The organism is Kitasatospora sp. NPDC001309 (genome assembly GCF_042896295.1).
GTDB lineage: Bacteria > Actinomycetota > Actinomycetes > Streptomycetales > Streptomycetaceae > Kitasatospora.
In genome coordinates this window covers 22,029-45,539 of the sequence record NZ_JBIAXC010000016.1, presented here as the reverse complement: position 1 = coordinate 45,539, position 23,511 = coordinate 22,029, and the positions used below count along the sequence as shown (strand labels likewise).

The 23,511-nt window shown below is 73.6% G+C and carries 26 protein-coding genes; 17 read left to right on the top strand and 9 right to left on the bottom strand.

Annotated elements, in window-relative coordinates; translation table 11 throughout:
• The first annotated feature begins 29 nt into the window (after positions 1 to 29).
• A complete protein-coding gene (locus ACFY2K_RS18145) occupies positions 30 to 884 on the top strand; it encodes a Wzz/FepE/Etk N-terminal domain-containing protein (RefSeq protein ID WP_380591761.1) in 855 nt (284 codons plus the stop codon).
• Entirely contained in the window at positions 881 to 2,041 is a 1,161-nt protein-coding gene (locus tag ACFY2K_RS18140; RefSeq protein ID WP_380396292.1) for a GNAT family N-acetyltransferase, read from the top strand. Before ACFY2K_RS18145 ends, ACFY2K_RS18140 begins: the two co-directional genes overlap by 4 nt.
• 7 nt (positions 2,042 to 2,048) lie before the next feature.
• Here ACFY2K_RS18140 and ACFY2K_RS18135 read toward each other — a convergent pair whose 3' ends face one another.
• Positions 2,049 to 3,290: a glycoside hydrolase family 26 protein gene (locus ACFY2K_RS18135; protein WP_387712429.1), complete on the bottom strand. Its 1,242-nt coding sequence runs from the start codon at positions 3,288 to 3,290 to the stop codon at positions 2,049 to 2,051.
• A gap of 370 nt (positions 3,291 to 3,660) precedes the next feature.
• On the opposite strand from ACFY2K_RS18135, the gene ACFY2K_RS18130 reads away from it, so the two are divergent.
• From ACFY2K_RS18130 to ACFY2K_RS18090, 9 genes are all read left to right on the top strand, one after another.
• A complete protein-coding gene (locus ACFY2K_RS18130) occupies positions 3,661 to 4,641 on the top strand; it encodes a hypothetical protein (protein WP_375893955.1) in 981 nt (326 codons plus the stop codon).
• Positions 4,642 to 4,847: 206 nt separating this feature from the next.
• A complete protein-coding gene (locus ACFY2K_RS18125) occupies positions 4,848 to 6,446 on the top strand; it encodes an ABC-F family ATP-binding cassette domain-containing protein (RefSeq protein ID WP_375893952.1) in 1,599 nt (532 codons plus the stop codon).
• Positions 6,447 to 6,773: 327 nt separating this feature from the next.
• Positions 6,774 to 7,007 carry a helix-turn-helix domain-containing protein gene (locus tag ACFY2K_RS18120; protein WP_030059940.1) on the top strand — a complete coding sequence of 78 codons (234 nt, stop codon included), beginning with the start codon at positions 6,774 to 6,776 and terminating at the stop codon, positions 7,005 to 7,007.
• 231 nt (positions 7,008 to 7,238) lie between these two features.
• Entirely contained in the window at positions 7,239 to 8,045 is an 807-nt protein-coding gene (locus tag ACFY2K_RS18115; protein ID WP_380591757.1) for an enoyl-CoA hydratase/isomerase family protein, read from the top strand.
• 158 nt (positions 8,046 to 8,203) lie between these two features.
• Complete coding sequence (locus tag ACFY2K_RS18110) at positions 8,204 to 8,737, top strand: Asp23/Gls24 family envelope stress response protein (RefSeq protein WP_375893945.1); 534 nt, start codon at positions 8,204 to 8,206, stop codon at positions 8,735 to 8,737.
• A 65-nt stretch (positions 8,738 to 8,802) separates the two neighbouring features.
• A complete protein-coding gene (locus tag ACFY2K_RS18105; RefSeq protein WP_063349611.1) occupies positions 8,803 to 8,994 on the top strand; it encodes a hypothetical protein in 192 nt (63 codons plus the stop codon).
• 110 nt (positions 8,995 to 9,104) lie between these two features.
• Complete coding sequence (locus tag ACFY2K_RS18100; RefSeq protein WP_380527942.1) at positions 9,105 to 9,383, top strand: Asp23/Gls24 family envelope stress response protein; 279 nt, start codon at positions 9,105 to 9,107, stop codon at positions 9,381 to 9,383.
• Positions 9,384 to 9,466: 83 nt separating this feature from the next.
• Positions 9,467 to 10,036 carry a DUF6286 domain-containing protein gene (locus ACFY2K_RS18095; protein WP_387712424.1) on the top strand — a complete coding sequence of 190 codons (570 nt, stop codon included), beginning with the start codon at positions 9,467 to 9,469 and terminating at the stop codon, positions 10,034 to 10,036.
• On the top strand, positions 10,033 to 10,704 hold the full coding sequence (locus ACFY2K_RS18090) for an alkaline shock response membrane anchor protein AmaP (protein ID WP_375893937.1): 672 nt from the start codon (positions 10,033 to 10,035) through the stop codon (positions 10,702 to 10,704). Before ACFY2K_RS18095 ends, ACFY2K_RS18090 begins: the two co-directional genes overlap by 4 nt.
• A gap of 44 nt (positions 10,705 to 10,748) precedes the next feature.
• Here the strand turns inward: ACFY2K_RS18090 and ACFY2K_RS18085 are convergent, their stop codons facing one another.
• A complete protein-coding gene (locus ACFY2K_RS18085) occupies positions 10,749 to 11,510 on the bottom strand; it encodes an SDR family oxidoreductase (RefSeq protein WP_375893936.1) in 762 nt (253 codons plus the stop codon).
• A 108-nt stretch (positions 11,511 to 11,618) separates the two neighbouring features.
• Between ACFY2K_RS18085 and ACFY2K_RS18080 the strand changes: the two genes are divergently transcribed.
• Complete coding sequence (locus tag ACFY2K_RS18080) at positions 11,619 to 12,035, top strand: MerR family transcriptional regulator (RefSeq protein ID WP_375894023.1); 417 nt, start codon at positions 11,619 to 11,621, stop codon at positions 12,033 to 12,035.
• A gap of 3 nt (positions 12,036 to 12,038) precedes the next feature.
• Positions 12,039 to 12,371, top strand: coding sequence for a thioredoxin (gene trxA, locus ACFY2K_RS18075; protein ID WP_375893934.1), 333 nt, complete (start codon positions 12,039 to 12,041; stop codon positions 12,369 to 12,371).
• Here the strand turns inward: trxA and ACFY2K_RS18070 are convergent.
• Entirely contained in the window at positions 12,368 to 13,171 is an 804-nt protein-coding gene (locus ACFY2K_RS18070; RefSeq protein WP_380530845.1) for an SURF1 family protein, read from the bottom strand. The genes trxA and ACFY2K_RS18070 overlap by 4 nt on opposite strands.
• 31 nt (positions 13,172 to 13,202) lie before the next feature.
• Entirely contained in the window at positions 13,203 to 14,198 is a 996-nt protein-coding gene (locus ACFY2K_RS18065; RefSeq protein WP_380396302.1) for a DEDDh family exonuclease, read from the bottom strand.
• 145 nt (positions 14,199 to 14,343) lie between these two features.
• Between ACFY2K_RS18065 and ACFY2K_RS18060 the strand changes: the two genes are divergently transcribed.
• From ACFY2K_RS18060 to moaA, 4 genes are all read left to right on the top strand, one after another.
• Complete coding sequence (locus ACFY2K_RS18060; RefSeq protein WP_375893927.1) at positions 14,344 to 15,387, top strand: zinc-dependent alcohol dehydrogenase family protein; 1,044 nt, start codon at positions 14,344 to 14,346, stop codon at positions 15,385 to 15,387.
• 266 nt (positions 15,388 to 15,653) lie between these two features.
• Complete coding sequence (locus ACFY2K_RS18055; protein ID WP_375893924.1) at positions 15,654 to 16,010, top strand: DUF485 domain-containing protein; 357 nt, start codon at positions 15,654 to 15,656, stop codon at positions 16,008 to 16,010.
• A complete protein-coding gene (locus ACFY2K_RS18050) occupies positions 16,007 to 17,626 on the top strand; it encodes a cation acetate symporter (RefSeq protein WP_380396304.1) in 1,620 nt (539 codons plus the stop codon). The genes ACFY2K_RS18055 and ACFY2K_RS18050 overlap by 4 nt, the downstream gene beginning before the upstream one ends.
• 76 nt (positions 17,627 to 17,702) lie before the next feature.
• Positions 17,703 to 18,692, top strand: coding sequence for a GTP 3',8-cyclase MoaA (gene moaA, locus ACFY2K_RS18045; protein WP_375894020.1), 990 nt, complete (start codon positions 17,703 to 17,705; stop codon positions 18,690 to 18,692).
• Positions 18,693 to 18,868: 176 nt separating this feature from the next.
• Here moaA and ACFY2K_RS18040 read toward each other — a convergent pair whose 3' ends face one another.
• From ACFY2K_RS18040 to ACFY2K_RS18020, 5 genes are all read right to left on the bottom strand, one after another.
• Entirely contained in the window at positions 18,869 to 19,087 is a 219-nt protein-coding gene (locus tag ACFY2K_RS18040) for a hypothetical protein (protein WP_375893920.1), read from the bottom strand.
• Between the two features lie 267 nt (positions 19,088 to 19,354).
• Entirely contained in the window at positions 19,355 to 19,738 is a 384-nt protein-coding gene (locus tag ACFY2K_RS18035; RefSeq protein ID WP_375893917.1) for a DUF3099 domain-containing protein, read from the bottom strand.
• 145 nt (positions 19,739 to 19,883) lie between these two features.
• Positions 19,884 to 20,432 (bottom strand): RNA 2'-phosphotransferase, encoded by a 549-nt coding sequence (locus ACFY2K_RS18030; RefSeq protein ID WP_380530851.1) that lies wholly within the window; start codon positions 20,430 to 20,432, stop codon positions 19,884 to 19,886.
• A gap of 32 nt (positions 20,433 to 20,464) precedes the next feature.
• Positions 20,465 to 21,862 carry a metallopeptidase TldD-related protein gene (locus tag ACFY2K_RS18025; protein WP_380530839.1) on the bottom strand — a complete coding sequence of 466 codons (1,398 nt, stop codon included), beginning with the start codon at positions 21,860 to 21,862 and terminating at the stop codon, positions 20,465 to 20,467.
• Positions 21,862 to 23,415 carry a TldD/PmbA family protein gene (locus tag ACFY2K_RS18020; protein ID WP_380591783.1) on the bottom strand — a complete coding sequence of 518 codons (1,554 nt, stop codon included), beginning with the start codon at positions 23,413 to 23,415 and terminating at the stop codon, positions 21,862 to 21,864. Before ACFY2K_RS18020 ends, ACFY2K_RS18025 begins: the two co-directional genes overlap by 1 nt.
• Positions 23,416 to 23,511 lie beyond the last annotated feature (96 nt).

The following is a 23,511-nucleotide window of genomic DNA, read 5'->3' as shown; positions in this document are numbered from 1 at the left end:
CGCCGTACCAGACCCAAGGAGCCACACCCATGACCACACCGCGCCGAAGCGCCCGCCACCTGGTCCGCCGCTGGTGGCCGGTGGCGCTCGCGGTGCCGCTCGGCGCCGCGGCCGGCGCCGGGTACGCCGTCGTCTCGCCCCCCTCGTACGCCGCCAGCGCCTACGTCCTCGTGGTGCCGCAGAACCCGGGGGAGGCGTCGACCGCCACCAACTTCGCCCAGGCGTACGGCCGGCTCGCGGGCCAGCCGCAGGTGCTCACGGTCGCGGCCGCCGAGACCGGCCACACCCGGTCCGAGCTGGAGTCCCTGGTCTCCGGGACGACCTCCCCGGACGCCCCGATGATCGAGATCACCGGCACCGGGAGGAAGGCCCAGGAGGCCGCCCGGACCGCCGATGCGGTGGCCCGCTCGCTGGTCGCCTTCGCCAACACCAGCAGCAGGGACACCAACGTCCGGCTGGTCACGCTGGCCCCGGCCGCCGAGCCGGACAAGCCGACCACGCCCTCCGGCAAGCTGGACGTCGCGGTCGGCGCCGCGGCCGGGCTGCTGCTCGGGTCGCTGGTGCTGATGACCCGCCGGCGCGGCGGCCCGGACGGCCCCGGGGCCGCGGAGGCCCCGACGGCTCCCGCGCCGACCGGGACCGCCGAGCCGACCGGGACTCCCGAGGCCCCCGCCCCGGCCCCCGCCCCGGACCCGGCCCCCGCCGCGCCCCGCCCGCGGGCCGAGGAGCCGGCCGGCAAGGCCCGCCCGAGGACCGGGCCGACGCCGGAGCCGGCGGGCGAGCCGAAGGCCGGTACGAAGGACGGGGCGAAGCCCGAGCCCGAGCCCGCCGCCGCGCCCGAGCGTCCGGCCAAGGAGAAGGCCGCGGCCCGGAGCGGACGATGAGCACCGAGACCCGCGCCGCCGGTCTCCCGGCCCAGTCCGCCGCGCCCGTCTGGACCACCGAGCTGCACCGCGAGGACGACGCGCTGGACACCGTCGCCGAGGAGTGGGACGACCTGGCGGCCCGCTGCCGCACCGCCACCTTCTTCCAGGCCGCCGCCTGGCAGCGCTCCTGGTGGCGCCACTACGGCCGCCCCGGCGCGCTGCTGGTGGTGCTGGTCCGGCGGGACGGCCGACTGGTCGGCGCCGGTGCCTTCCTGCGCCGCGGCGGCCCGTTCGGCGGCCTCACCGGCCTCGGCGCCGGGCTGGTCGACTACGGCGACGTCCTGCTGGACGACGACTGCGCCGACCGGGCCGCCGCCGAGTTCGCCGCCGCCCTTCCGCTCACCCGCCCCTGGCACTGGCTGGAGCTGCGCGAGGTGCACCCCGAGGCCGCGGTGCAGCGGGTCTACGAGCACTGGCGCGGCACCCGCCGCAGCCACCAGGACTCGCTCTGCCAGTACCTGCCGGCCGTCCCGATGGAGCGGCTGCTCAAGCGGGTGCCCGGCAAGACGGCCCAGCGCAGCCGGGTGAAGCTGCGCAAGATCGCCGAGGCCGGGGTGCAGGTCCGGTCCACGCCGGTCGAGGAGGTCCCGGCCGCGCTGGAGGGGCTGCTGCGGCTGCACTTCCTCCAGTGGCAGCAGCGCGGCGTCACCGCCGAGCACCGCACCGAGCGCTTCGCCCGGCACCTGACCGAGTCCACCACCGGCCTGGTCGCCACCGGCCGGGCGGCCGTCCACCAGTTCCACCTGGACGGCGAGCTGGTCGCGGTCAACCTGCTGCTGCTCTGCCCGTCCTTCGGCGGGCTGTACATGTACGGCGCCCACCCGGCGTTGCGCGAGCGGCTGGACATCGCCGGGCTGCTGTTCAGCGCGGCCCTGGACGAGACGGTCGGCGCGGGCATCCCGGTGCTCGGCCTGCTGCGCGGCCAGGAACCGTACAAGCAGCGCTGGCGGCCGGACCGGATGCCCAACCGGCGGCTGCTGCTGGGCCCGGCCGGAGCGGCCCCGGCGGCCGTCGCCCGGTCCGCTGCGGTGCTGGCCCGGCAGGCGGCGGCGCACCAGCTGCGCACCCGCTTCCCTCGGCTCAAGGAGGCGCTGCTGGCCCGCCGCCGGGCCTGACCGCCGCTCAGCGCCGGGACGGCGTCCGGGCCGGGGACGGGCTCGGCGAGGCCCCGGCCGACGGGCTCGCCGTGGCGGCGGGCGCGGTGGCCGGTGCAGTGGCCGGTGCGGTGGCGTCCGGCGTGGCGGTCCCCGACGGGGTGGGCGCGCCGGGCGGCCTCGGGACGACCGGCACGATCGGAGCGGGGGGCGCCGTCGGCACGACCGGCGGCGCCCCTTGCGAACCCGCCATCAGCTGCTTGAACGCCGCCGTCGAGCGCGGATTGCTGCGGCACTGGAAGAAGCCGTGCGGGCAGTAGTCGGTGACGGTCTGGTAGGCGGTGTCGTGGGTGCGCATCCAGTCGACCATCCGCCGGACGAACTCGGGGTTGTCGCCGTTGCGGAACAGCCCCCACTCCGGGTACGAGACCGGCTTGCCGTGCTTGGCCGCGAACTCCACCTGGTCCTGGAGGCCGTACGGCTCGCGCACGTAGTCGTCGAAGGTGCTCCCGGCCGGCTGGTCGTAGCTGTCCGTGCCGACGATGTCGACCACGTCGTCGCCGGGGTAGCACTTGGTCCACGGGATGGCGTCCAGGCCCCGGTTGGGGGTGAAGTCGAAGCGGAAGCGCTGCCCGGGCACCGAGCGCATCACCCCGACGATCCGGCGCCAGTAGGCCTTCCAGGCGGCCGGGTCGGGCTTGCAGCGGTGGGTGTAGGTGACGCCGTTCATCTCCCAGCCGAGGGTGAGCACGGTGTCCGCGCCGCCGAGCGCCACCAGCCGGCGGGCGAGCCGCAGGAAGTGGCTGTCGAAGTCCCCGCGGGCGCCCTGGCCCAGCAGCCTGGCGACCTCGCCGTCCGGCACGTTCGCCTCGTTGGGCACCAGCATCGGCACGCCGAGCACCAGCAGCCGGGACGGGTCGGCCAGCCGCCACTGCGACCACAGGCTGAGCACCACCGGCTCGCCCTCGATGTCCGCCCAGCTGTTGCCCGCCAGGTAGGTGTGGCCGACCTGCATGTTCGCGTTGCCCAGCCACTGGGCGTACTTGCCGATCTGCGGGATGTAGTCGTCCCAGGAGCCGACGAAGGCGCCGAACGGCGGCTCGTGCCGGGGCCGCTGGACCGGCGGGCGGGGGGCCGCGCCGCGCGGCTCGAAGGCGTCCGAGGAGAGGCTGTGCCGTTCGGTCCGGCTGAGCGGTGTCCCGGCCGGGACACTGGCCGTGGCCATCAGCAGCAGAGCGGCGGCGGCCAGCGTCAGGCGGCCCATGCGCATGGTCTCTCCTCCGGACGTCGCGGGAGCGGGGCGGGCGGGAGACGACACCGACGGACCGTCGCGCCACGCTCGCCGACAGTAGGCCCGGCGGAGGACGGAAAAGCCGAATGTCACCCTAAAGTGGGCGATATTCGAACGCCGTCTGCCGCAACACCCGTCCGGCCCGGCCCCGTGTATCAGCTCTGTAACGGTCCGGCGGGGTCTGCGGGGCCCGCCGCGCGGGGCCCCGCCGACCGGCCGGGGAGCCGACGGCGCAGGTGGGCGGGCGGGCGCACCGGGCGGGCGCGCACGGTCCGCCGTGCGGTCGCCGGTGGGCCCGGGCGGCGATTCCAGGCTGACTGGCGCACCCGCCGAAAGGTACGCTCCGGCCGTGTCCTGGAAGCCGCCGCGTGTCCTCACCCCCCGCTCGATCCTGCCTGCCCTGGCGGTGATGCTGGTCCTTGCGGCCGGTGCTGCGGCGCACGCGAACAAGCCGGTGCCGTTCGGCGACCGGGTGGCGGGGCCGGGGGACGCGGAGGCGACCCCGGTCAACTCGCAGTCGGTCAGCTCGGCCGACCTGGACCTGCGGGTGGTCGGCCCCGGCCTGGAGGCGTACCACAAGCAGACCGGCGAGCGGGCCTGGACGTACCGCCGCGAGGGCGCCGAGGCGCTCTACCTGGCGATGGCCGGGGACAACGCGATCGTGGTCTGGGACGACGGCCTGGTCACCTCCGTCCGCCCGGGCGACCACGAGGTGCGCTGGCACCGCGCCGTACCCGGCCTGGCCGACTACCTGCGCGCCGACGGCGAGCCGGGCGCCGACAAGCGCACCGACGCCCAGCGCAAGGACACCGCCAAGCAGCGGGCCGCGGCCGCGCTGCACACCGTGCAGCGGGACGGCTCGCCCTGGCTGGCCGTGGTGACGCCGACCCTGACCATGGGCCTGCGGGACGCCGACGGCGACCTGCGCTACAACGACCGGCCCTCCAACGGCTGCCTCTACGACCCGCTGCGCACCGTGCACACCGACTACGCCGTGCTCATCCCGCGGACCTGCACCAACAGCAGCGGGGTGGCCGTCTCCGGCGGCATCACCGGCTACCGGCTGGACAGCAACGGCTGGTCGATGATCACCGGCCCGGCCGCGACGGTGAAGGCGCTGGACGCTGGCCGGGTGGAGATCACCGACGGCCCGATCGTGCCGCCCAAGGTCTTCGACACCAAGGCGGCCGCCCCCGAGACTGGCTGCGCCAACCCGGACGCCCCGTTCGCCGCGGTCCGCCCCCAGGGCGGCTGCGCCGATCCCTCGGCGAGCCCGGCCGCCCCCGCCCCGAGCACCCCGGCGGACCCGGCGGCCACGCCGCAGCAGTAGCCGCGGGCGGGCCGGCGGGTACCCCGGGGCGGTACGCCCCCGGGGCGTTTCGCGCGGCCCGGTAGACTGGCCGTCATGGCTATCTTCTCCGGGCAATAGCGGGTGGTGGCGCCCGGTCCCGGCGCGCCGACCGCCGATGAAGCCCCCTTCCCGCCGCCCGGGTCCGCACCCGGCCGCCCGCCCACGTCCCAGGAGCAGTCCCAGCCATGATTTCCGCCAACGCCCTAGAGCTGCGCGCCGGTGCCCGGATCCTGATCGAGTCCGCGAACTTCAAGGTCGCCGCCGGCGACCGGATCGGCCTGGTCGGGCGCAACGGCGCCGGCAAGACCACGCTCACCAAGGTGCTGGCCGGTGAGGGCCTGCCCGCCGCCGGTACCGTCACCCGCTCGGGCGAGGTCGGCTACCTCCCGCAGGACCCGCGCACCGGCGACCTGGACGTCCTCGCCAAGGACCGCATCCTCTCCGCCCGCGGCCTCGACACCGTGCTGAAGAAGATGCGCGAGAACGAGGACCGGATGGCCAACGGCCAGGGCGCCACCCGGGACAACGCGATGAAGAAGTACGCGCGCCTGGAGACCGAGTTCCTCACCAAGGGCGGGTACGCCGCCGAGGCCGAGGCCGCCACCATCGCCGCGGCGCTGGGCCTGCCGGACCGCATCCTGGCCCAGCCGCTGCACACCCTCTCCGGTGGTCAGCGCCGCCGCGTCGAGCTCGCCCGGATCCTCTTCTCGGACTCCGACGTGCTGCTGCTCGACGAGCCCACCAACCACCTGGACGCGGACTCGATCGTCTGGCTGCGGGACTTCCTCAAGACGTACAAGGGCGGCTTCATCGTCATCTCGCACGACGTCGACCTGGTCGAGACGGTCGTCAACAAGGTCTTCTACCTGGACGCCAACCGCTCCGCCATCGACGTCTACAACATGGGCTGGCGGCAGTACCAGCAGCAGCGCGAGGACGACGAGAAGCGCCGCAAGCGCGAGCGGGCCAACGCGGAGAAGAAGGCCGCGACCCTGAACGCCCAGGCCGACAAGATGCGCGCCAAGGCGACCAAGACGGTGGCCGCGCAGAACATGGCCCGCCGCGCCGACAAGCTGCTCGCCGGCCTGGACCAGGTCCGGGTGAGCGACAAGGTCGCCAAGCTGCGCTTCCCGGACCCGGCGCCCTGCGGCAAGACCCCGCTGACCGCCAGCGGCCTGTCCAAGTCCTACGGCTCGCTGGAGATCTTCACCGACGTCGACCTGGCGATCGACCGGGGCTCCCGGGTCGTCGTGCTGGGCTTCAACGGCGCGGGCAAGACCACCCTGCTGCGGATGCTGGCCGGGGTGGAGCAGCCGGACACCGGCGAGGTGATCCCGGGCCACGGCCTCAAGATCGGCTACTACGCCCAGGAGCACGAGACGCTCGACCCCGAGCGCAGCGTGCTGGAGAACATGCGCTCGGCCGCGCCGGACACCGACCTGGTGCAGATCCGCAAGATCCTCGGCTCCTTCCTGTTCTCCGGCGACGACGTGGACAAGCCGGCCGGGGTGCTCTCCGGCGGTGAGAAGACCCGTCTGGCCCTGGCCACCCTGGTGGTCTCCTCGGCCAACGTGCTGCTGCTGGACGAGCCCACCAACAACCTCGACCCGGCCAGCCGCGAGGAGATCCTGGGCGCGCTGCGCGAGTTCTCCGGCGCGGTCGTGCTGGTCACCCACGACGAGGGCGCGGTCGAGGCGCTCGACCCGGAGCGGATCATCCTGCTGCCCGACGGGGTCGAGGACCTGTGGAACCCGTCGTACGCCGATCTGGTCTCGCTGGCCTGACCGGAAGTAGACGCCGGATCCGCTTTTCGGCCCAGAATATCTAGTCCTTTCGGCGTGTCCGGGAATGAAGAAGACCCGGATTCCGTTTAAGCACTTCCCGTCGGCCCGCCACTCGAACGTGGTCGGGCCGACGCTGCTGATCAGCTATTTCTCGGCATTCGGCGGCAGCCGCCCGGGGGCGTGCACTCTGCGTGAGCGCCCTGGTGCGCTCGGATCACCACCGCAGGACCACGCATTTGCGACATCGACCTTGTCGAATGGGTGGCCAGGACGCGGTGGATGGGTGATCATGGGAATCTGACCGAGCAACGCTACGAGGAGGCACGGGTGGCCGAGACTCTGAAAAAGGGCAGCCGGGTGACCGGTGCCGCGCGTGAGAAGCTCGCGGCCGATCTCAAGAAGAAGTACGACTCCGGGGCGAGCATTCGCGCTCTCGCGGAGGAGACCGGTCGTTCGTACGGCTTCGTGCACCGGATGCTGAGCGAGTCCGGAGTGATCCTCCGGGGCCGCGGCGGTGCCACGCGGGGCAAGAACAAGGCGACTGCCGGGGCCGGTTCCTGACGGTCAATCAGCTCTGAGCTGGATGGCGCGGCGGCCTGACGCCCGCCGAGGAGACGACGGCCGACCACGGCCGGGCGTCCGCCCTCGGGTCGAGTGGACCGGCCGCCGATCGTCATGTCCGCCCCCGGGCGCCGGGGGCCGTTCCGATCTCTGCGGGCCGGGGGCCTGCCCGTCCGCGCCCAGGTTTGTTACTCTCCGGTAGCCACGTCCCCAGCCACCGGAGGTTCCCGCATGACCGCCCCCGCCACTGACCCGCAGGCCCCGAGCTGGGAGCGGGACGGCGTCCGGCTGGAGACCGACGGCGAGCTCGCCGTTGTCACCCTCTGTCAGCCCAAGCGGCGCAACGCCCAGTCGCCCGCACTCTGGCGCGCCCTCGCCCAGGCCGGTCGCGAACTGCCCGGCAGCGTGCGGGTGGTGCTGCTGCGCGCCGAGGGCGTCTCCTTCTCCGCCGGACTGGACCGGGCGATGTTCACCCCCGAGGGCATCCCCGGCGAGCCCACCTTCCTGCAGCTGGCCGGCTCCGCCGACCAGGAGCTGGACGACGCCATCGCCGCCTACCAGGAGGCCTTCACCTGGTGGCGCCGCGCCGACCTGGTCTCCATCGCCGTCGTCCAGGGCCACGCCGTCGGGGCCGGCTTCCAGCTCGCGCTCGGCTGTGACCTGCGGGTGGTCGCCGACGACGTGCAGTTCGCCATGAAGGAGACCTCGCTCGGGCTCGTCCCCGACCTGGCCGGCACCAAGCCGCTGGTCGACCTCGTCGGCTACGCCCGGGCGCTGGAGATCTGCGCGACCGGCCGCTGGGTCGGCGCCGAGGAGGCCGCCGCGACCGGGCTGGCCAACCTGTCGGTGCCCGGCGCCGAACTCGACGCCGCCGCCCGGGACCTCGCCGCCGCCCTGCTGGCCGCCCCGCGCGGGGCCGTGACCGAGACCAAGGCCCTGCTCCAGGGGGCCTCCGGACGGTCGTACGAGGAGCAGCGTTCGGCCGAACGGGCGGCCCAGGCCCGCCGGCTGCGGGAACTCGCCGGGATCGGCGACTGACCCACCCGCCATTGCGCGCAGGCCCGGCCCCGGGGGAGCACCCCGGGGCCGGGCCTGCGGCGTTCCGGGGCGTGCTCGGCGGGCGGGGGTCGTGGCGGAATGCCAGAGTTGGGGAGGTTTGCGATATAGCTGGAGCCGCTACGAGGGAGATGCGCCCCATGCCTGACACTCCGACGCCCGCGACCCTGCACAAGAACCCCGGTGGCGGGCCCACCCCCGGCCCGCCCGCCGGTGCCCGGCCCGCGCCCGGCGCGGGCGGGGACGGCGGTCGGCCGTCCGCCGAGCGCGGCCGCACGGCGCTGGCGGTCGGTGTGGTGGAGAAGATCGCCGGGATGGCCGCCCGGGAGGTCTCCGGCATCCACGCGCTGGGCTCCGGACTGGCCCGCACCTTCGGCGCGATGCGGGACCGGGTCCCCGGCGGCAGGTCGAGCATCGGGCGCGGGATCAAGGCCGAGGTCGGCGAGAAGCAGACCGCGATCGACATCGCCCTGGTGGTCGAGTACGGCGTGGTGATCCCCGAACTCGCCCGCCAGGTGCGGGAGAACATCATCGACGCGGTGGAGCGGATGACCGGCCTGGAGGTCGTCGAGGTCAACATCGCGGTCAACGACGTCCACCTCCCGGACGAACCGGAGTTCGAGGAGGAAGAGGAGCCGGTGGCGTCGTCGGGGCAGCGGCCCAAGCTCAAGTAGCGCCCGGCCGCGGGACCGCCCGGGGTGTTGGTGTCGGCGTTCGGTGGAGGACGAGGGAGTAGCGGATGAACCTGGCCATCGTCGGCCTGGTGGTGGGCATGGCCCTCGGCTTCGCCGGGTACTTCGGCGGGTTCGCGGCGTTCCTGCTGGTGGCGGCGCTCGGGCTGGTCGGCTTCGTGGCCGGGCGGCTGCTGGAGGGCGACATCGAGCTCGGCGACCTCGGGGACCTGCTCCGCGGTCGCGACCGGCGGCGCTGATGGGGGCCGCCGTACCGGCGCCTGGTCCCGGCCCTGGCCCCGTCCCTGGTCCCGTCCCCGGTCCCGCCTCCGGTGCGGTGCGCCGGGGGCGGTTGCGGGTCGCCGACCGGGTGTACGAACGGATCGCCGGGCAGGCGGCGCGGGAGGTGGTCGCCGAGGCCTGGGTCGGGCGGTCGGTGAAGGGGGAGCCGCCGAAGGTCTCGGTGGCGCGGCCGGGCAGCACGGTGACCGTCCGGGTGGCGGTCGAACTGCCCTTCCCGGCGGACCTGGCCGGACTCGCCCGGCGGGTGCGGGACCGGGTGGCGGCGCAGGTGAACGGGCTGACGGGGACGAAGGTGTCCGAAGTGGTCGTGGTGGTCGAGAAGTTGGTCGCCGGGGGAGCGTGGTGAAGGGGGACGCGGTGGCGGCGTCGGGGCCGGAGGGGTCGGGTTCGGAGGGGTCGGGTTCGGAGGCGGTGGGGAAGGTGCCCCGGTTGCGGTCGGGGCGGGCGGCCGTCGCGGCGCCGGTCGCCACGGTGGTGCTGGTGGTGGCCGGGGCGCTGCTGTACGACGCGGTCGCGGTCCGGGCCGGGCAGCCGGCCCGGCGGTGGCGGGCGCAGATCGCGGACGAGCTGGCCACCCGGCACCTGGACGACCTGTGGGTGCTGGTCGGCGCCGGTGCGGCGGCCCTGGTCGGGCTGGGGCTGCTGTGGCTGGCGTTCGCACCCGGGCTGCGGCGGTGGCTGGTGCTGCGGCCGTACGGCGGGACGGGGGCGGCGATCGACCGGGCCGGGGTCGGGCACCTGCTGGCGGACCGGGCCGCCGGGCTGGCGGGCATCGAGCACCTGAGGGTCAAGGTCGGGCGGCGGCGGGTGCGGGTGTCGGTGAGCGGGCCGGTGGACCCGGCGGGGGTGCAGCGGCAGTTGCGGGAGGAGCTGGCGCGGGTGGGGTTGGCGCGGCCGTTGCGGCTGGACGTGCGGTCCTGGCGGGGGCCGGCGGGTGGGGGCGTGGCCGGGGAGTCGGCGGACGGGGTGGGGGAGCGGACCGGGGAGGCGGCGCGGTGAAGCGGACGGTCGTCAACCGGGTGCTGCTGGCGGTGGTGGGGGCGGTGCTGGTGGGAGTCGGGGTGCTGGTGCTGGCGGGCGGGCTCGACCTGTACCGGCGGCTGGGGGTCGATCCGCCGAGCTGGTGGCCGTTGACCTCGCCGGACCAGCCGGTGGTCAGCGCACGCTCCCGGGTGCGGTGGGTCGGCTCCTCGTGGTGGTGGCCGACGGTGATCGGGGGGCTGTCGCTGCTGGTGCTCGGGACGGCCTGGTGGCTGGTGGCGCAGCTGCGGCGGACCGGACTCGCCCACATCACGGTGCCGACGCCAGGGGCGCGGGGGCTGCGGATGCGGGTGAACTCGCGGGCGCTGGAGGAGGCGCTGGAGCACGGTACGGCGGTGCTGCCGGAGGTGCAGCGGGCCGGGGTCCGGCTGGTGCGGGCCCCCGGGCACCCGCGGCTGCGGGGCGCCGTACGGCTGACCCCGGGCGGGGACCCGGTCGGGCTGGTGGAGCACTTCGAGGACGGGCCGCGGACGGACGCGGTACGGAGTCTGGGGCTGGCGGAGCTGCCGGCCGACCTGCGGATCCGGGTGTTGCAGGAGGCTCCCGCCGGGGAGCGGCGGTCCGGGCGGCGTGGGTCTGGGCGGCGCGGGGTCGGGCGGCGGCGGGAGCGTCGGCAGCTGGAGTAGTCCGGGGGTCGGGGGCGAGGGAGTGGGGGCGGAGGGGCGGAGGGCTAGAGGGAGCGGAGGGCGCCGCCGTCGACCGGGACCATCAGGCCGGTCAGGTAGGAGGCGGCGGGGGAGAGCAGGAAGGCGGCGACCTTGCCGAACTCCTCCGGGGTGCCGTAGCGGCCCAGCGGGATGTTGGCGCTGTGCTGGGCGCGGGCGGCCTCCGGGTCGGGGGCGAGGGCGTCCAGCTCGCGGACCCGGTCCGTGTCGATCCGGGCCGGGAGCAGGCCGAGCACCCGGATGCCGCGCGGGCCGAGCTCGTCGGCGAGGCTCTTCGCGGCCATCGCCAGACCGGGGCGCAGACCGTTGGAGATGCCGAGGCCGGGGATCGGCTGGCGGACCGAGCTGGAGAGCACGAAGCCGATCACCCCGCCGGAGGGGAGGGCGGCGGCCGCGGTGCGGGCGAGGCGGAGGGCGCCGAGGAAGACGGACTCGAAGGCGTCGCGCCAGGCGGACTCGGGGGTCGTCTCGACCGGGCCGGCCTGCGGGCCGCCGACGCTGATCAGGATGCCGTCGAAGCGGCCGAAACGGGAGTTGGCCTCGGCGATCAGGCGGTCGGCGGTGTCGGGGGCGGCGTTGTCGGCGACCAGGCCGTGGGCGGAGCCGAGCGTGTCGAGCTCGGCGACGGCGGCGTCGACGGCCTGCGGGGTGCGGCCGCTGATCAGTACGTGGGCACCGTCGGCGGCGAGTTCGCGGGCGGCGGCGAGGCCGAGGCCTCGGGTGGCGCCGGTGACGATGTAGGCCTTGTTCTTGAGTCCTAGGTCCATGGGGGACATTTTGCCGCCGTAGGGGCCGCTGTGCGGGGTTGGGGCTGGCGTTGACGTTGGGGGGAAGGTTTAGCGTCGGTGGTGGTTGTTCGGGAGGAGTGGGGCGGTATGCGGATCGGGGAGTTGGCGGAGCGGGCGGGGACGACGACGCGGGCGTTGCGGTACTACGAGCAGTTGGGGCTGTTGCCGGCCCGGCGGGCTGGGAACGGGTACCGGGCGTACGGGGAGGAGGACGTGCGGCTGCTGCGGGAGATCCGGATGCTGCAGGACTTCGGGTTCGGGTTGGAGGAGACCCGGCCGTTCGTGGAGTGTCTGCGGGCGGGGCACCCGGAGGGGGATTCGTGTCCGGCCTCGTTGGAGGTCTACCGGCGGAAGTTGGCCGAGTTGGACGAGTGCATCGCGCGCTTGCGGGACGTCCGGGTGCAGGTGGCCGGGCAGTTCGAGCGGGCGGTGCGGGCGCGGGACGAGCTCGCGGCCTCCGAGCAGCCGCCCGAGTGTGAACTGGCCAGGGAGCAGAGGGAGTAGACGATGGTGGAGATCGCGGGTGTGCCGGCGGTGACGGACGAGACGTTCGCCGTGGAGGTGCTGGCGGCGGAGGGGCCGGTGCTGGTCGACTTCACGGCGGACTGGTGCCCGCCGTGCCGGATGATGGCGCCGGTGCTGGCGGACGTCGCGCGGGAGGAGGCGCACCGGTTCCGGGTGGTGAGCGTCGACGTGGACCGCAACCCCCGGACCCAGGCGGCGTACGGGGTGCTGTCGATGCCGACGTTGATGCTGTTCCGCGACGGGCAGCCGGTGCGGTCGGTGGTGGGGGCGCGGGCGAAGGCGCGGTTGTTGCGGGAGTTGGAGGACGCGCTCTAAGCCGGGAGGGCGTCGAGGGGGACCTCGGGTTCGGCGGCCTGCTTGGCGCGGTCCTTGGCCTCGCGGCGGACGAGGACCCAGAGACCGACCGGGATCATCGCGGTGAACAGCCACCACTGGATGGCGTAGGCCATGTGCGGGCCGATGTCGGAGTGGTTGGGCTCGGGGATCAGCTGGGGCTGGTCGGCCGGGGACGGGGTGGTGGCGGTGAGTTCCAGGTAGCCGCCGAGAAGGGGGCTGCCGGTCTCCTTGGACTGCTGTTCGGTGTTGATCAGGTTGAACTGGCGGTCGGGGAGGCCGGCCCGGTCCTTGACCCAGCCGCCGCTGCTGCCGGTGGTCTCGTCGGCGCGCATCCGGCCGGTGAGGGTGACCTCGCCGGTCGGGGCGGCCGGGACGGGCGGGTACTGGGTGGCGCCGTCGCCGGAGGGGACCCAGCCGCGGTTGATCAGGACGGTGCCCTTGCCGTCGGAGAGCTTGAGCGGGGTGAGGACGAAGTAGCCGAGGGTGCCGTTGGCGTCGGTCCGCTTGCGGACGACGAACTCGTGTGCCGGGTCGTACTGTCCGGTGGCCGTCACGGCGCGCCAGGTGAGGGCGGAGGGTACGGCGGTGCCGGGGGCGGCGGAGAGGCTGTCGAAGGGCACCGGCGAGGCCGTGAGGGCCTTGCCGATCAGCTCGTTCCGGGCCACCCGCGCCTCGTGGCGGTGCAGCTGCCAGAAGCCCAGCTTGATCGTCGCGGGGATCAGCAGCAGCGCGATCAGCATGGTGATCAGCCACTGGCGGGTCAGCAGAAAACGGTACACATGGGAACGGTACGCCGACCTCACAACGGGCTCACGCACCGGGGTGCGGGGCGACCTCGCGCAGCAGCTGGAGGAAGGCGTCCTCGGTGACGATCGGGGTGCCGACGTCGCGGGCCTTGCGGGCCTTGCCGCTCCAGCTGGTCGGCTCGTTGGTGACCAGCAGGCTGGTGAGCCGGCTGACGGAGGTGGCGATGTGCAGGCCGGCCTCGACGGCGCGGTCCTCCAGCACCTCGCGGTCGGTGGCGGTGTCCCCGGTGAAGGCCACCCGCATGCCCTGGACCAGCGGCTTGCCGTCCTCCCAGCGCCCCGGGTTGGGGTACGGGCAGGCCGGGCGCTTCTTGGCCTGGCGGTACTGGGCGCCGGTCCAGTTGCCGCGGCCGGGGGCGGCGGGCTCGTCCTCGCCGAGGTCGGTGACCGCGACGCAGGTCTGGAAGGGCAGCGGGATGCCGTGGGTGCGGGCCAGGCGGAGGCTGGGGCGGAAGGCCTCGGCGAGCACCCGGGCGTCGTCCAGGGCGTTGTGGGCCTGGCGCTGCTGGACGCCGAAGTGGGCGGCGAGGGAGGAGAGCTTGCCGTTGGGCAGCGGGAGGCGCAGGTCGCGGGAGAGGACCATGGTGCACAGCCGCTGCTCGACCGGGGCGCTGCGGCCGGCCCGGGAGAACTCGCGGGAGATCATGTTCCAGTCGAACAGCGCGTTGTGCGCGACCAGGACGCGGTTCGCCAGGCGGGTGGCGAACTCCTCGGCGATCTCGGGGAAGGTCGGCGCGCCGGAGAGCAGCTCGGCGGTGAGGCCGTGGATCCAGACCGGGCCCGGGTCCCGTTCGGGGTTGACGAGGGTGTACCAGTGGTCGGTCACCTCGCCGTCGCCGTCCAGCTGGTAGACACCGGCCGAGATGACGCGGTCGGAGCGGCCGAGACCGGTGGTCTCGACGTCGACGACCGCGAAACCCTCGGCGGGGGCGGCGGAACGCTGGGCGGGGACCGGGGCGGTCCGCGGCGCGCCGTACGTCTCGGGCTGGATCGGTTGCATGGTCCAACAGGATAAGGGGCGAGTCGGCCGGGGCCGGTCGAAATGTTCCGACGGGGTAGCCGGAATAGAGTGGTCCGCATGGGTGTCGTACACCTGGTCGAGATCGTTTCCGGCCGGTGGGCCGGTTCTGTGTGAGGAAGAACGCATGCGCGCCACGGTGATCCACGGACCGAACGACATCCGGATCGAAGAGGTACCGGACCCGGTGATCCAGCAGCCGACGGACGTCGTGCTCCGGGTGGTCAACGCCTGTATCTGCGGCAGCGACCTGTGGGCCTACCGCGGGGTGGCCCAGCGGGTGCCCGGGCAGCGGATCGGGCACGAGTTCCTGGGCGTGGTCGAGGAGGTCGGCGCCGAGGTCCGGGGCTTCGCCAAGGGTGACTTCGTGGTCGCGCCCTTCGTCTGGTCGGACGGGGTCTGTGAGTTCTGTCTCGAAGGCCTCCAGACGTCCTGCCCGCACGGCGGGTTCTGGGGGTCGGTGGGTTCGGACGGCGGCCAGGGCGAGGCGGTGCGGGTGCCGTTCGCGGACGGGACGCTGGTGAAGCTGCCGAAGGAGGCGGTGGGCGACGAGAAGCTGCTGCCGGGCCTGCTGGCGCTGTCCGACGTGATGGCGACCGGGCACCACGCGGCGGTCTCGGCGGGGGTGCGCCCGGGCGCGACGGTCGCGGTGGTCGGCGACGGCGCGGTGGGCCTGTGCGGCGTGCTGGCGGCGAACCGGCTGGGCGCGGGCCGGATCATCGCCCTGGGCCGGCACACCGCCCGGACGGAGCTGGCCCGGCGCTTCGGGGCGACGGACGTGGTGGCCGAGCGCGGTGACGCGGCGATCGAGGCCGTCAAGGAGCTGACCGGCGGCCTGGGCGCGCACGCGGTGCTGGAGGCGGTCGGCACCGAGGAGTCGATGCGGACGGCGGTCTCGATCACCCGGGACGGCGGCGCGGTCGGCTACGTGGGCGTGCCGCACGGCGGCAGCGCGGGCGTCGACATCGGTCAGATGTTCGGCCGAAACGTTTCGCTCAACGGTGGCGTGGCCCCGGCCCGCGCGTACATCCCCGAGCTGCTGCCGGACGTGCTCTCCGGTGCGATCGAGCCGGGTCTGGTCTTCGACCGGACGGTCGATCTGGACGGCGTTCCGGACGGCTATCGCGCCATGGACGAGCGGTCCGCGCTGAAGGTCCGGATCGCCTTCTGATTCTGACGCTTCGTCAACAGGGGCGGCACCGTTGGACGGTGCCGCCCCTTTCGGTTGTGGTGACCCCGGTCCGGATGTGACGCGAGTGGTGGTTTTCGGCCAATTGGGTGGTTCGAGAGGGTGAACGACTGGCTGATCGCGGTCAACCCCTTCCGGGGTGGGCACGACGCTCCTAGCATTGCGCGGCGCGCACGAGGAATGTGACGTCCCTCACGTTCGAATTGTCCCCCCGTGTGACCGCTACGCCGAAGGAGTGAGGAGACAGAGTGGATTCGCCGCCGATCACCACTACTGCTACGGAAGTCCAACTCATCGATGACAGTGAGGAGTTCCGTACCCTGCGGCGCTCGTTCCGGAGCTTCGCCTTTCCGGTCACCATCGGTTTCGTGCTCTGGTACCTGCTCTACGTCCTGCTCTCCTGCTACGCCCCCGGGCTGATGGGCACCAAGGTCGTCGGGCACATCAACGTGGCCCTGGTGCTGGGGCTGCTGCAGTTCGTCACCACCTTCGTCATCGCCGCCTGGTACGCCCGCTACGCGGACCGGCGGATCGACCCGCCCGCCGCGGCGATCCGCGAGGCCTACGGAGCCGTCGTCCACGCCCCCCGGGAGTCCGCCGAATGACACCGCTCGCCAGCTCCGCCACGGAGCACCGCGGTCTGATCATGTCCTTGTTCGGGCTCTTCGTGGTGGCCACCCTGGTCATCACCGTCTGGGCCGGGCGGCAGAACCGCAGCGCCGCCGACTTCTACGCCGGCGGCCGCGGCTTCACCGGCTTCCAGAACGGCCTGGCCATCTCCGGCGACTACATGTCCGCCGCGTCCTTCCTCGGCATCGCCGGGATCATCGCCCTCACCGGCTACGACGGCTTCCTGTACTCGATCGGCTTCCTGGTCGCCTGGCTGGTCGCGCTGCTGCTGATCGCCGAGCCGCTGCGCAACTCCGGCCGGTTCACCATGGCGGACGTGCTCGCGTTCCGGATGCGCCAGCGCCCGGTGCGCACCGCGGCCGGGATCTCCACCATCGTGGTCTCGATCTTCTACCTGCTCGCCCAGATGGTCGGCGCCGGCGCCCTGGTGGCGCTGCTGCTGGGGGTCACCGGGGAGGGCGCCAAGCGCTGGACCATCCTCGCGGTCGGCGCGCTGATGATCATCTACGTGGTGATAGGGGGTATGAAGGGCACCACCTGGGTGCAGATCGTCAAGGCCGTGCTGCTGATCGCCGGCGCCGCGCTGATGACCGTCCTGGTGCTCGCCAAGTACCACTTCAACCCCTCCGAACTGCTCGGCGCGGCCGCCTCCGCGAGCGGCAAGGGCTCGGCCTTCCTGGAACCGGGGCTGAAGTACGGGGCCACCAACACCTCCAAGCTCGACTTCATCAGCCTCGGGATCGCCCTGGTGCTCGGCACCGCCGGCCTGCCGCACATCCTGGTCCGCTTCTACACCGTCCCCACCGCCAAGACGGCCCGGAAGTCCGTGCTCTGGGCGATCGGCATCATCGGCGTCTTCTACCTGATGACCCTGGCGCTGGGCTTCGGCGCGGCCGCGCTGGTCGGCCGCAGCGGCATGGTGGCCGTCGAGGGCAAGACGCCCTCCGGCAACACCGCGGCGCCGCTGCTCGCCGAGCAGCTCGGCGGCGGGGCCGGTACCACCGGCGGGGCGATCATGCTCGCGGTGATCTCGGCGGTCGCCTTCGCCACCATCCTCGCCGTGGTCGCCGGGCTCACCCTGGCCTCCTCGGCCTCCTTCGCCCACGACCTCTACGCCAATGTGATCCGGCGCGGGAAGGCGACCGAGAAGGAGGAGGTGCGGTCCGCCAAGTGGGCCGCCGTCGCGATCGGCGCCGTCGCCATCGTGCTCAGCCTCTACGCGGGCAAGCTCAGCACCGCCGCCCTGGTCGCGCTGGCCTTCGCGGTGGCCGCCTCGGCCAACCTGCCGACCCTGCTCTACTCGCTGTTCTGGAAGCGCTTCACCACCACCGGCGCGGTCAGCTCGGTCTACGCGGGCCTGGTCTCCTCGGTGGTGCTGGTGGTGTTCTCCCCGGTGCTCTCCGGGGCCAAGAACTCGCTCTTCCCGGACGCCGACTTCCACTGGTTCCCGCTGGAGAACCCCGGCCTGGTCTCCATCCCGATCGGCTTCCTGGCCGGCTGGCTCGGCACCCTGCTGTCCAAGGAACGTCCGGACCCGGCGAAGTACGCTGAACTGGAGGTCCGCTCGCTCACCGGGCTGGGCGCCCACTGATCGATCCGGCATGACTATGCTGGCCCGGCCCGCCGTGACGGTGGCCGGGCCGGCGGTTTTTCGGGAAGGGACGCACGTGCTGCTCGACACCTTCGGACGACGCGCCGTCGACCTGCGGGTCTCCCTCACCGACCGGTGCAACCTCCGCTGCACGTACTGCATGCCGGAGGAGGGGCTCCAGTGGCTGGCCAAGCCGGACCTGCTCACTGACGAGGAGATCGTCCGGCTGGTCACCCTCGCCGTGCGCGACCTGGGCGTGCGCGAGGTCCGCTTCACCGGCGGCGAGCCGCTGCTGCGCCCCGGTCTGGTCGCGATCGTCGCCGCCTGCTCCGAGCTGGAGCCGCGCCCCGAGCTGTCGCTGACCACCAACGGCATCGGACTGGCCCGCACCGCGACGGCGCTGCGCGAGGCCGGACTGGACCGGGTCAACGTCTCGCTGGACACCCTCGACCCCGAGGTGTTCCTCACCCTCACCCGCCGCCGGCGCCACCAGGACGTGCTGGACGGGCTGGCCGCCGCCGAGGCGGCCGGGCTGGCGCCGGTGAAGCTGAACGCGGTGCTGATGCGCGGGGTCAACGACCACGAGGCGGCCGACCTGCTGGCCTGGTGCCTGGAGCGGGGCTACGAGCTGCGCTTCATCGAGCAGATGCCGTTGGACGCCCAGCACGGCTGGGACCGCTCGTCGATGGTCACCGCGGAGGAGATCCTGGAGCTGCTGCGGGCCCGGTTCACGCTCACCGCGGAGCCGTCCGGGCGCCGGGGCGCGGCGCCCGCCGAGCGCTGGGTGGTGGACGGCGGCGCCGGCCGGGTCGGCGTGATCGCCTCCGTCACCCGGCCGTTCTGCCGGGCCTGCGACCGGACCAGGCTGACCGCCGACGGACAGGTGCGCAACTGCCTGTTCGCGACCGGGGAGACGGACCTGCGCACCGCGCTGCGCTCGGGAGCGGACGACGCGGAGCTGGCCGCGCTGTGGCGGGCGGCGATGTGGGGAAAGAAGGCCGGGGCCGGGATCGACGACCCGGAGTTCCACCAGCCCGAGCGGCCGATGTCGGCGATCGGCGGTTAGGGCCTGTCCGGCGGATCTTGCCAGGCGCGCGACGCCGGGCATCCCGCCTGGACGCACGCCCGAATCGCCCAAGTACGTCCAGTACGAGGCCGACTCGGGCGCACGCCCAGCCGGGCGCCCAACGCCGCGCGCTGATCTGCCAAGATCCGCCGGACAGGCCCTAGGCCGGACGGGCCTCAGGCCTCTTCCGGGGTCCAGTCGGCGAAGGCGACGACCTCCTTGAGGAAGCCGCGCACGCCCAGGAACTGGGACAGGTGCTCGCGGTGCTCCTCGCAGGCGAGCCAGGTCTTGCGCCGGTCCGGGGTGTGCAGCTTGGGGTTGTTCCACACCAGCACCCAGTGGGCGTCCGCCCGGCAGCCCTTGGCGGAGCAGATCGGGGTCTGCGGGGTGTCCATCGGGGGCCGTCCTCCGGGGTTCGGCGGGTGCGTGGTCACCGCCAGTCTGTCACGCCGCGCGGGCCCGACCGGATCCGGGCATGGCGACGCCGGGCAGCCACGGGGGGAGCCGCCCGGCGTCGGTCCGTCGCTCCGACGGGGGATGCGGAGCGCGTACGCAGTATGTCACGCCGAAGGCCTCGGATGGGGAGGTCTTGCATGATTAATCTGAGCTTCTTCTGAGCTTTCGCCGACCTGATTCCGGCTCAATCCCCGTAAACCGGGCGGTCAGTCCGCGCTCGGTGACGTTCCGGTGCCGGAGGGCTTTGCCTGTCCTGTACCAGGAGCCGCACCAGCCCCACCCGTACCACCGGGGCCGAGCATCAGCGGGGTGTCGGACGGGAAGTCGAAGGAGCTCGGCAGGCCCGGTGCCCGCTCCCGGCCGGCGTTGGCGATCAGCACCGCGAAGTACGGCAGCAGCACCCCGCCCGCCAGCGCCCCGAAGGCCAGCCAGCGCTCGACGTTCCACAGCACCACCGCGAGCAGTACGCAGACGGTGCGCAGCAGCATCGAGATGACGTAGCGGCGCTGGCGCCCCCGGACGTCCTCGGAGAGGCTGCTGCGCGCCCCCGTGATCCGGTGGATCTGTCCGCCGCCGGCGCTCTTGCCCATGTGTCCAACCGCCCTCGTCCAGGCATCCGCGCGCTGTTCCGCACGGCCTCCTCACGGTACGCCCGGGCGCCCGGGACGACGAGACCGGGTGGGCGGGGCCCACCCGGTCGGGCGTGATAGGGGAGCCGTACGGCGTCAGGAGCGTCTACGAGCGCCGGGAGAGGTAGAGCGGGGGCACGGCGTCGGTGAGCCAGACGCCGTTCTCGCTGAGCCGGAACTCGTGGCCGGCCGCCGCCATCGCGGCCGCGTTGACGGTCAGCACGACCGGGCGGCCGTGCCGGGCGCCGACCCGGGTGGCCGTCTCGGTCTCCGCCGAGAGGTGGACGTCCCGGCGGGTCATCGGGCGCAGCCCCTCGCGGAAGATCGACGCCAGGTGGCGGTCGGCGGTGCCGTGGTAGAGCACCGGCGGCGGCACGGTGGCGGTCAGACCGAGGTCGACCGCCACCGTGTGGCCCTGGTTGGCGCGGATCGAGAGGCCGTCCGGGGAGTAGCCGAAGCGGCGCTTGTTGTTGGTGGCCACGACGTGGTCGAGCTCGGGCCTGGTGAGCGGCCTGCCCTTCGCCGCGAGGGCGCCGAGCAGGACGTCGATCCGGACCCAGCCGGAGTCGTCCAGCGTGATCCCCACCAGCTCCGGCTCGTGCCGCAGGATGCGCGACAGCATCTTGCTCGATCTGACCAGCCGCTTCTCGTCCATCATGTTCTTTCCATCCCCCCGTTGGTCAGTGGCTATGAGGCCGGGCTGACCGAACTCATGTTGAAGTCCGCGACACGCACGGGTGGCATCGCGGTGCGGGTGAAGTAGTCGGTCCACTCGCGGGGCAGGCAGGGCTCGGTGCGGCCCGCCTCGGTGATCCGGCCGAGCAGGTCGACCGGGGACTCGTTGAACCGGAAGTTGTTGACCGCGCCGACCACCTCGCCGTTCTCCACCAGGTAGACGCCGTCCCGGGTGAGGCCGGTGAGCAGCAGCGTCGCCGGGTCCACCTCGCGGATGTACCAGAGGCAGGTGAGCAGCAGGCCGCGCTCGGTGCGGGCGATCATCTCGTCCAGGGTCGGCGCGGACTCCTGGTCGGCCGTCTCCAGCACCAGGTTGTCGATGCCCGGGCGCAGCGGCAGGCCGGTGAGGCCGGCCGTCCGGCGGCTGGTGACCAGCTCGGTCAGCACGCCCTCGCGGATCCACTCGGTGGCCTCGATCGGCGCGCCGTTGTCGAAGACCGAGACGTCGCCGCCGGTGCGGTGCGCCAGCACGAACGGGGCGGCCTCCAGGCCGGGCTCGTCCGGATCGGCGCGCAGCGTCAGCGGCAGCGCGGCGAGCTTGTCGCCGACCCTGGTCCCGCCGCCGGGCCGGGAGAAGACCGACCGGCCCTCGACGGCGTCCCGGGCGCCGGCGGCCCAGTGCAGGCAGAGCAGCAGGTCGGCGACGGCCGCGGGCGGCAGCAGCGTCTCGTACCGCCCGGCGGGCAGGTCGATCCTGCGGGCGCCCCAGCCGAGCCGCTTGGTGAGCTCGGCGTGCAGGGCGGGGACGTCGACGTCGGTGAAGTCCCGGGTGCCGGCGCCGACCCAGGCCGAGCCGCTGAGGTCGGCGGTCTTGCCGTTGATCTCGACCATGCCGGTGGGCTGGTCGTGGCGCAGCCGCAGGCCGGTGGAGCTGCCCAGGTAGCTGGTGGTGATCTCGTGCCGGGCGAAGCCGTACAGCAGCTCGCCCTGGGCGGCGGCGCGGGCGAAGGCCTCGCCGAGGGCCGGGCCGAAGGCCTCGAACACCTCGATGGAGGTCTCCGCGGGCGGCGCGGTGAAGTCCGGGGACGACGGCCGGCCGTCGACCAGCGGCTGGGCGTCCTCGGCCGGTCCGGCCGCGCGGGCCGCCGCCTCGGCGGCGCGGACCAGGCCCTCGACGTCCTCGGCGGTGACGGCCTCGCGGGCGACCACGCCGGAGGCGGTGCCCTCGGCGCCGGCCACGGTGGCGATCACGGTGAGGCGGCGGCCGCGGGTGACGCCGTTGGTGGTCAGGGCGTTGCCGGCCCAGCGCAGGTTGGCGGTGGACTCCTCGTCGGCGATCACCACGCAGCCGTCGGCGCGGGACAGGCCGAGGGCCAGCTCGACGAGTTCGTGGGGCTGCATCGCGGTCATCAGTGACCCGCCTCCTGCTGGGTGTTGAGCACGTTGACGTTGCGGAACAGCGCCGACGGGCAGCCGTGGCTGACCGCCGCGATCTGGCCGGGCTGCGCCTTGCCGCAGTTGAAGGCGCCGCCGAGCAGGTAGGTCTGCGGGCCGCCGACGGCCGCCATCGAGCCCCAGAAGTCGGTGGTGGTGGCCTGGTAGGCGAAGTCCTTGACCTGGCCGGCGAGTTCGCCGTTCTTGATGGCGTAGGCGCGCTGGCCGGTGAACTGGAAGTTGTAGCGCTGCATGTCGATCGACCAGGAGCGGTCGCCGACGATGTAGAGGCCGTTCTCCACCCCGGCGAACAGGCCCGCGGTGTCCGGGCCGTCGACGGCGGGCTGGAGCGAGACGTTGGCCATCCGCTGGACCGGGACGTGCGCGGGGGAGTCCGCGAAGGCGCAGCCGTTGGAGCGCTCGAAGCCCTTCAACTTGGCCATGCCGCGGTCGAGTTGGTAGCCGACCAGGACGCCGTCCCGGATCAGGTCCCAGGACTGGGTGGCGACGCCCTCGTCGTCGTAGCCGATGGTGGACAGGCCGTGCTCGGCGGTGCGGTCGCCGGTGACGTTCATCAGCTCGGAGCCGTAGCGCAGGCTGCCGAGTCGGTCGAAGGTGGCGAAGGAGGTGCCGGCGTAGGCGGCCTCGTAGCCGAGCGCGCGGTCCAGCTCGGTGGCGTGGCCGATCGACTCGTGGATGGTCAGCCAGAGGTTGGACGGGTCGATGACCAGGTCGTAGCGGCCCGGGCGGACGCTCGGGGCCTTCATCTTCTCGGCCAGCAGGACGGGCAGTTCGGCGAGCTCGGCGTCCCAGTCCCACTCGGTGCCGGTCAGGTACTCGTAGCCGCGGCCGACCGGCGGGGCCAGGGTCTGCATCGAGTCGAAGGCGCCGGTGCGCTCGTCGACCGAGGTGGCCTCCAGGTCGGAGTGGAGCCGGATCCGCTGCTGGGTCGTCACGGTGCCCGCGGTGTCGGCGTAGAACTTGTTCTCCTGCACCGTCAGCAGCGCCGCCTGGACGTGCGAGACGCCCGGGGCGGCGAGCAGCCGGGAGCTGCGCTCGGCGAGCAGCGCGGTCTTGTCGGCGTCCGGCACCTCGAAGGGGTTGACCTCGTACGAGGAGACCCAGGTGACGTCCGCGTGGACGGGTTCGTCGGCCAGCTCGACCCGCTCGGCGGAGCCGGCCGCCCGGCTGATCCCGCCGGAGAGCCGGGCCACCGCGACGGCCTGGGCGGCGACCTCCGCCGCGGCCCCCGGGGTGAGGTCGACTCCGGCGGCGAAGCCCCAGGCGCCGTCCAGCAGCACCCGGACGGCGAAGCCCAGCTGGACGGTGTCGGAGGTGCCGGCCGGCCGGGCGTCGCGCAGCCGCCAGGAGGCGCTGCGGACCCGCTCCAGGCGGAAGTCGGCGTGGGTGGCGCCGAGTTCGCGGGCTCGGGTGAGGGCGGCGTCGGCGAGGGCGTGCAGCGGCAGGGCGAGGAACAGCGGGTCGACGGCGCGTCCGTGCGCGGCGCCGGCGCTGTCGGCCGGAGGGATCGGAGGCAATCGGGCTCCCAGGTCGCGGAGGGTGGCGGTGCGGCGCCACAGGGGCGTCCGCACCGCATCATTTCCCTTCCACCGGGTTCCCGGCCA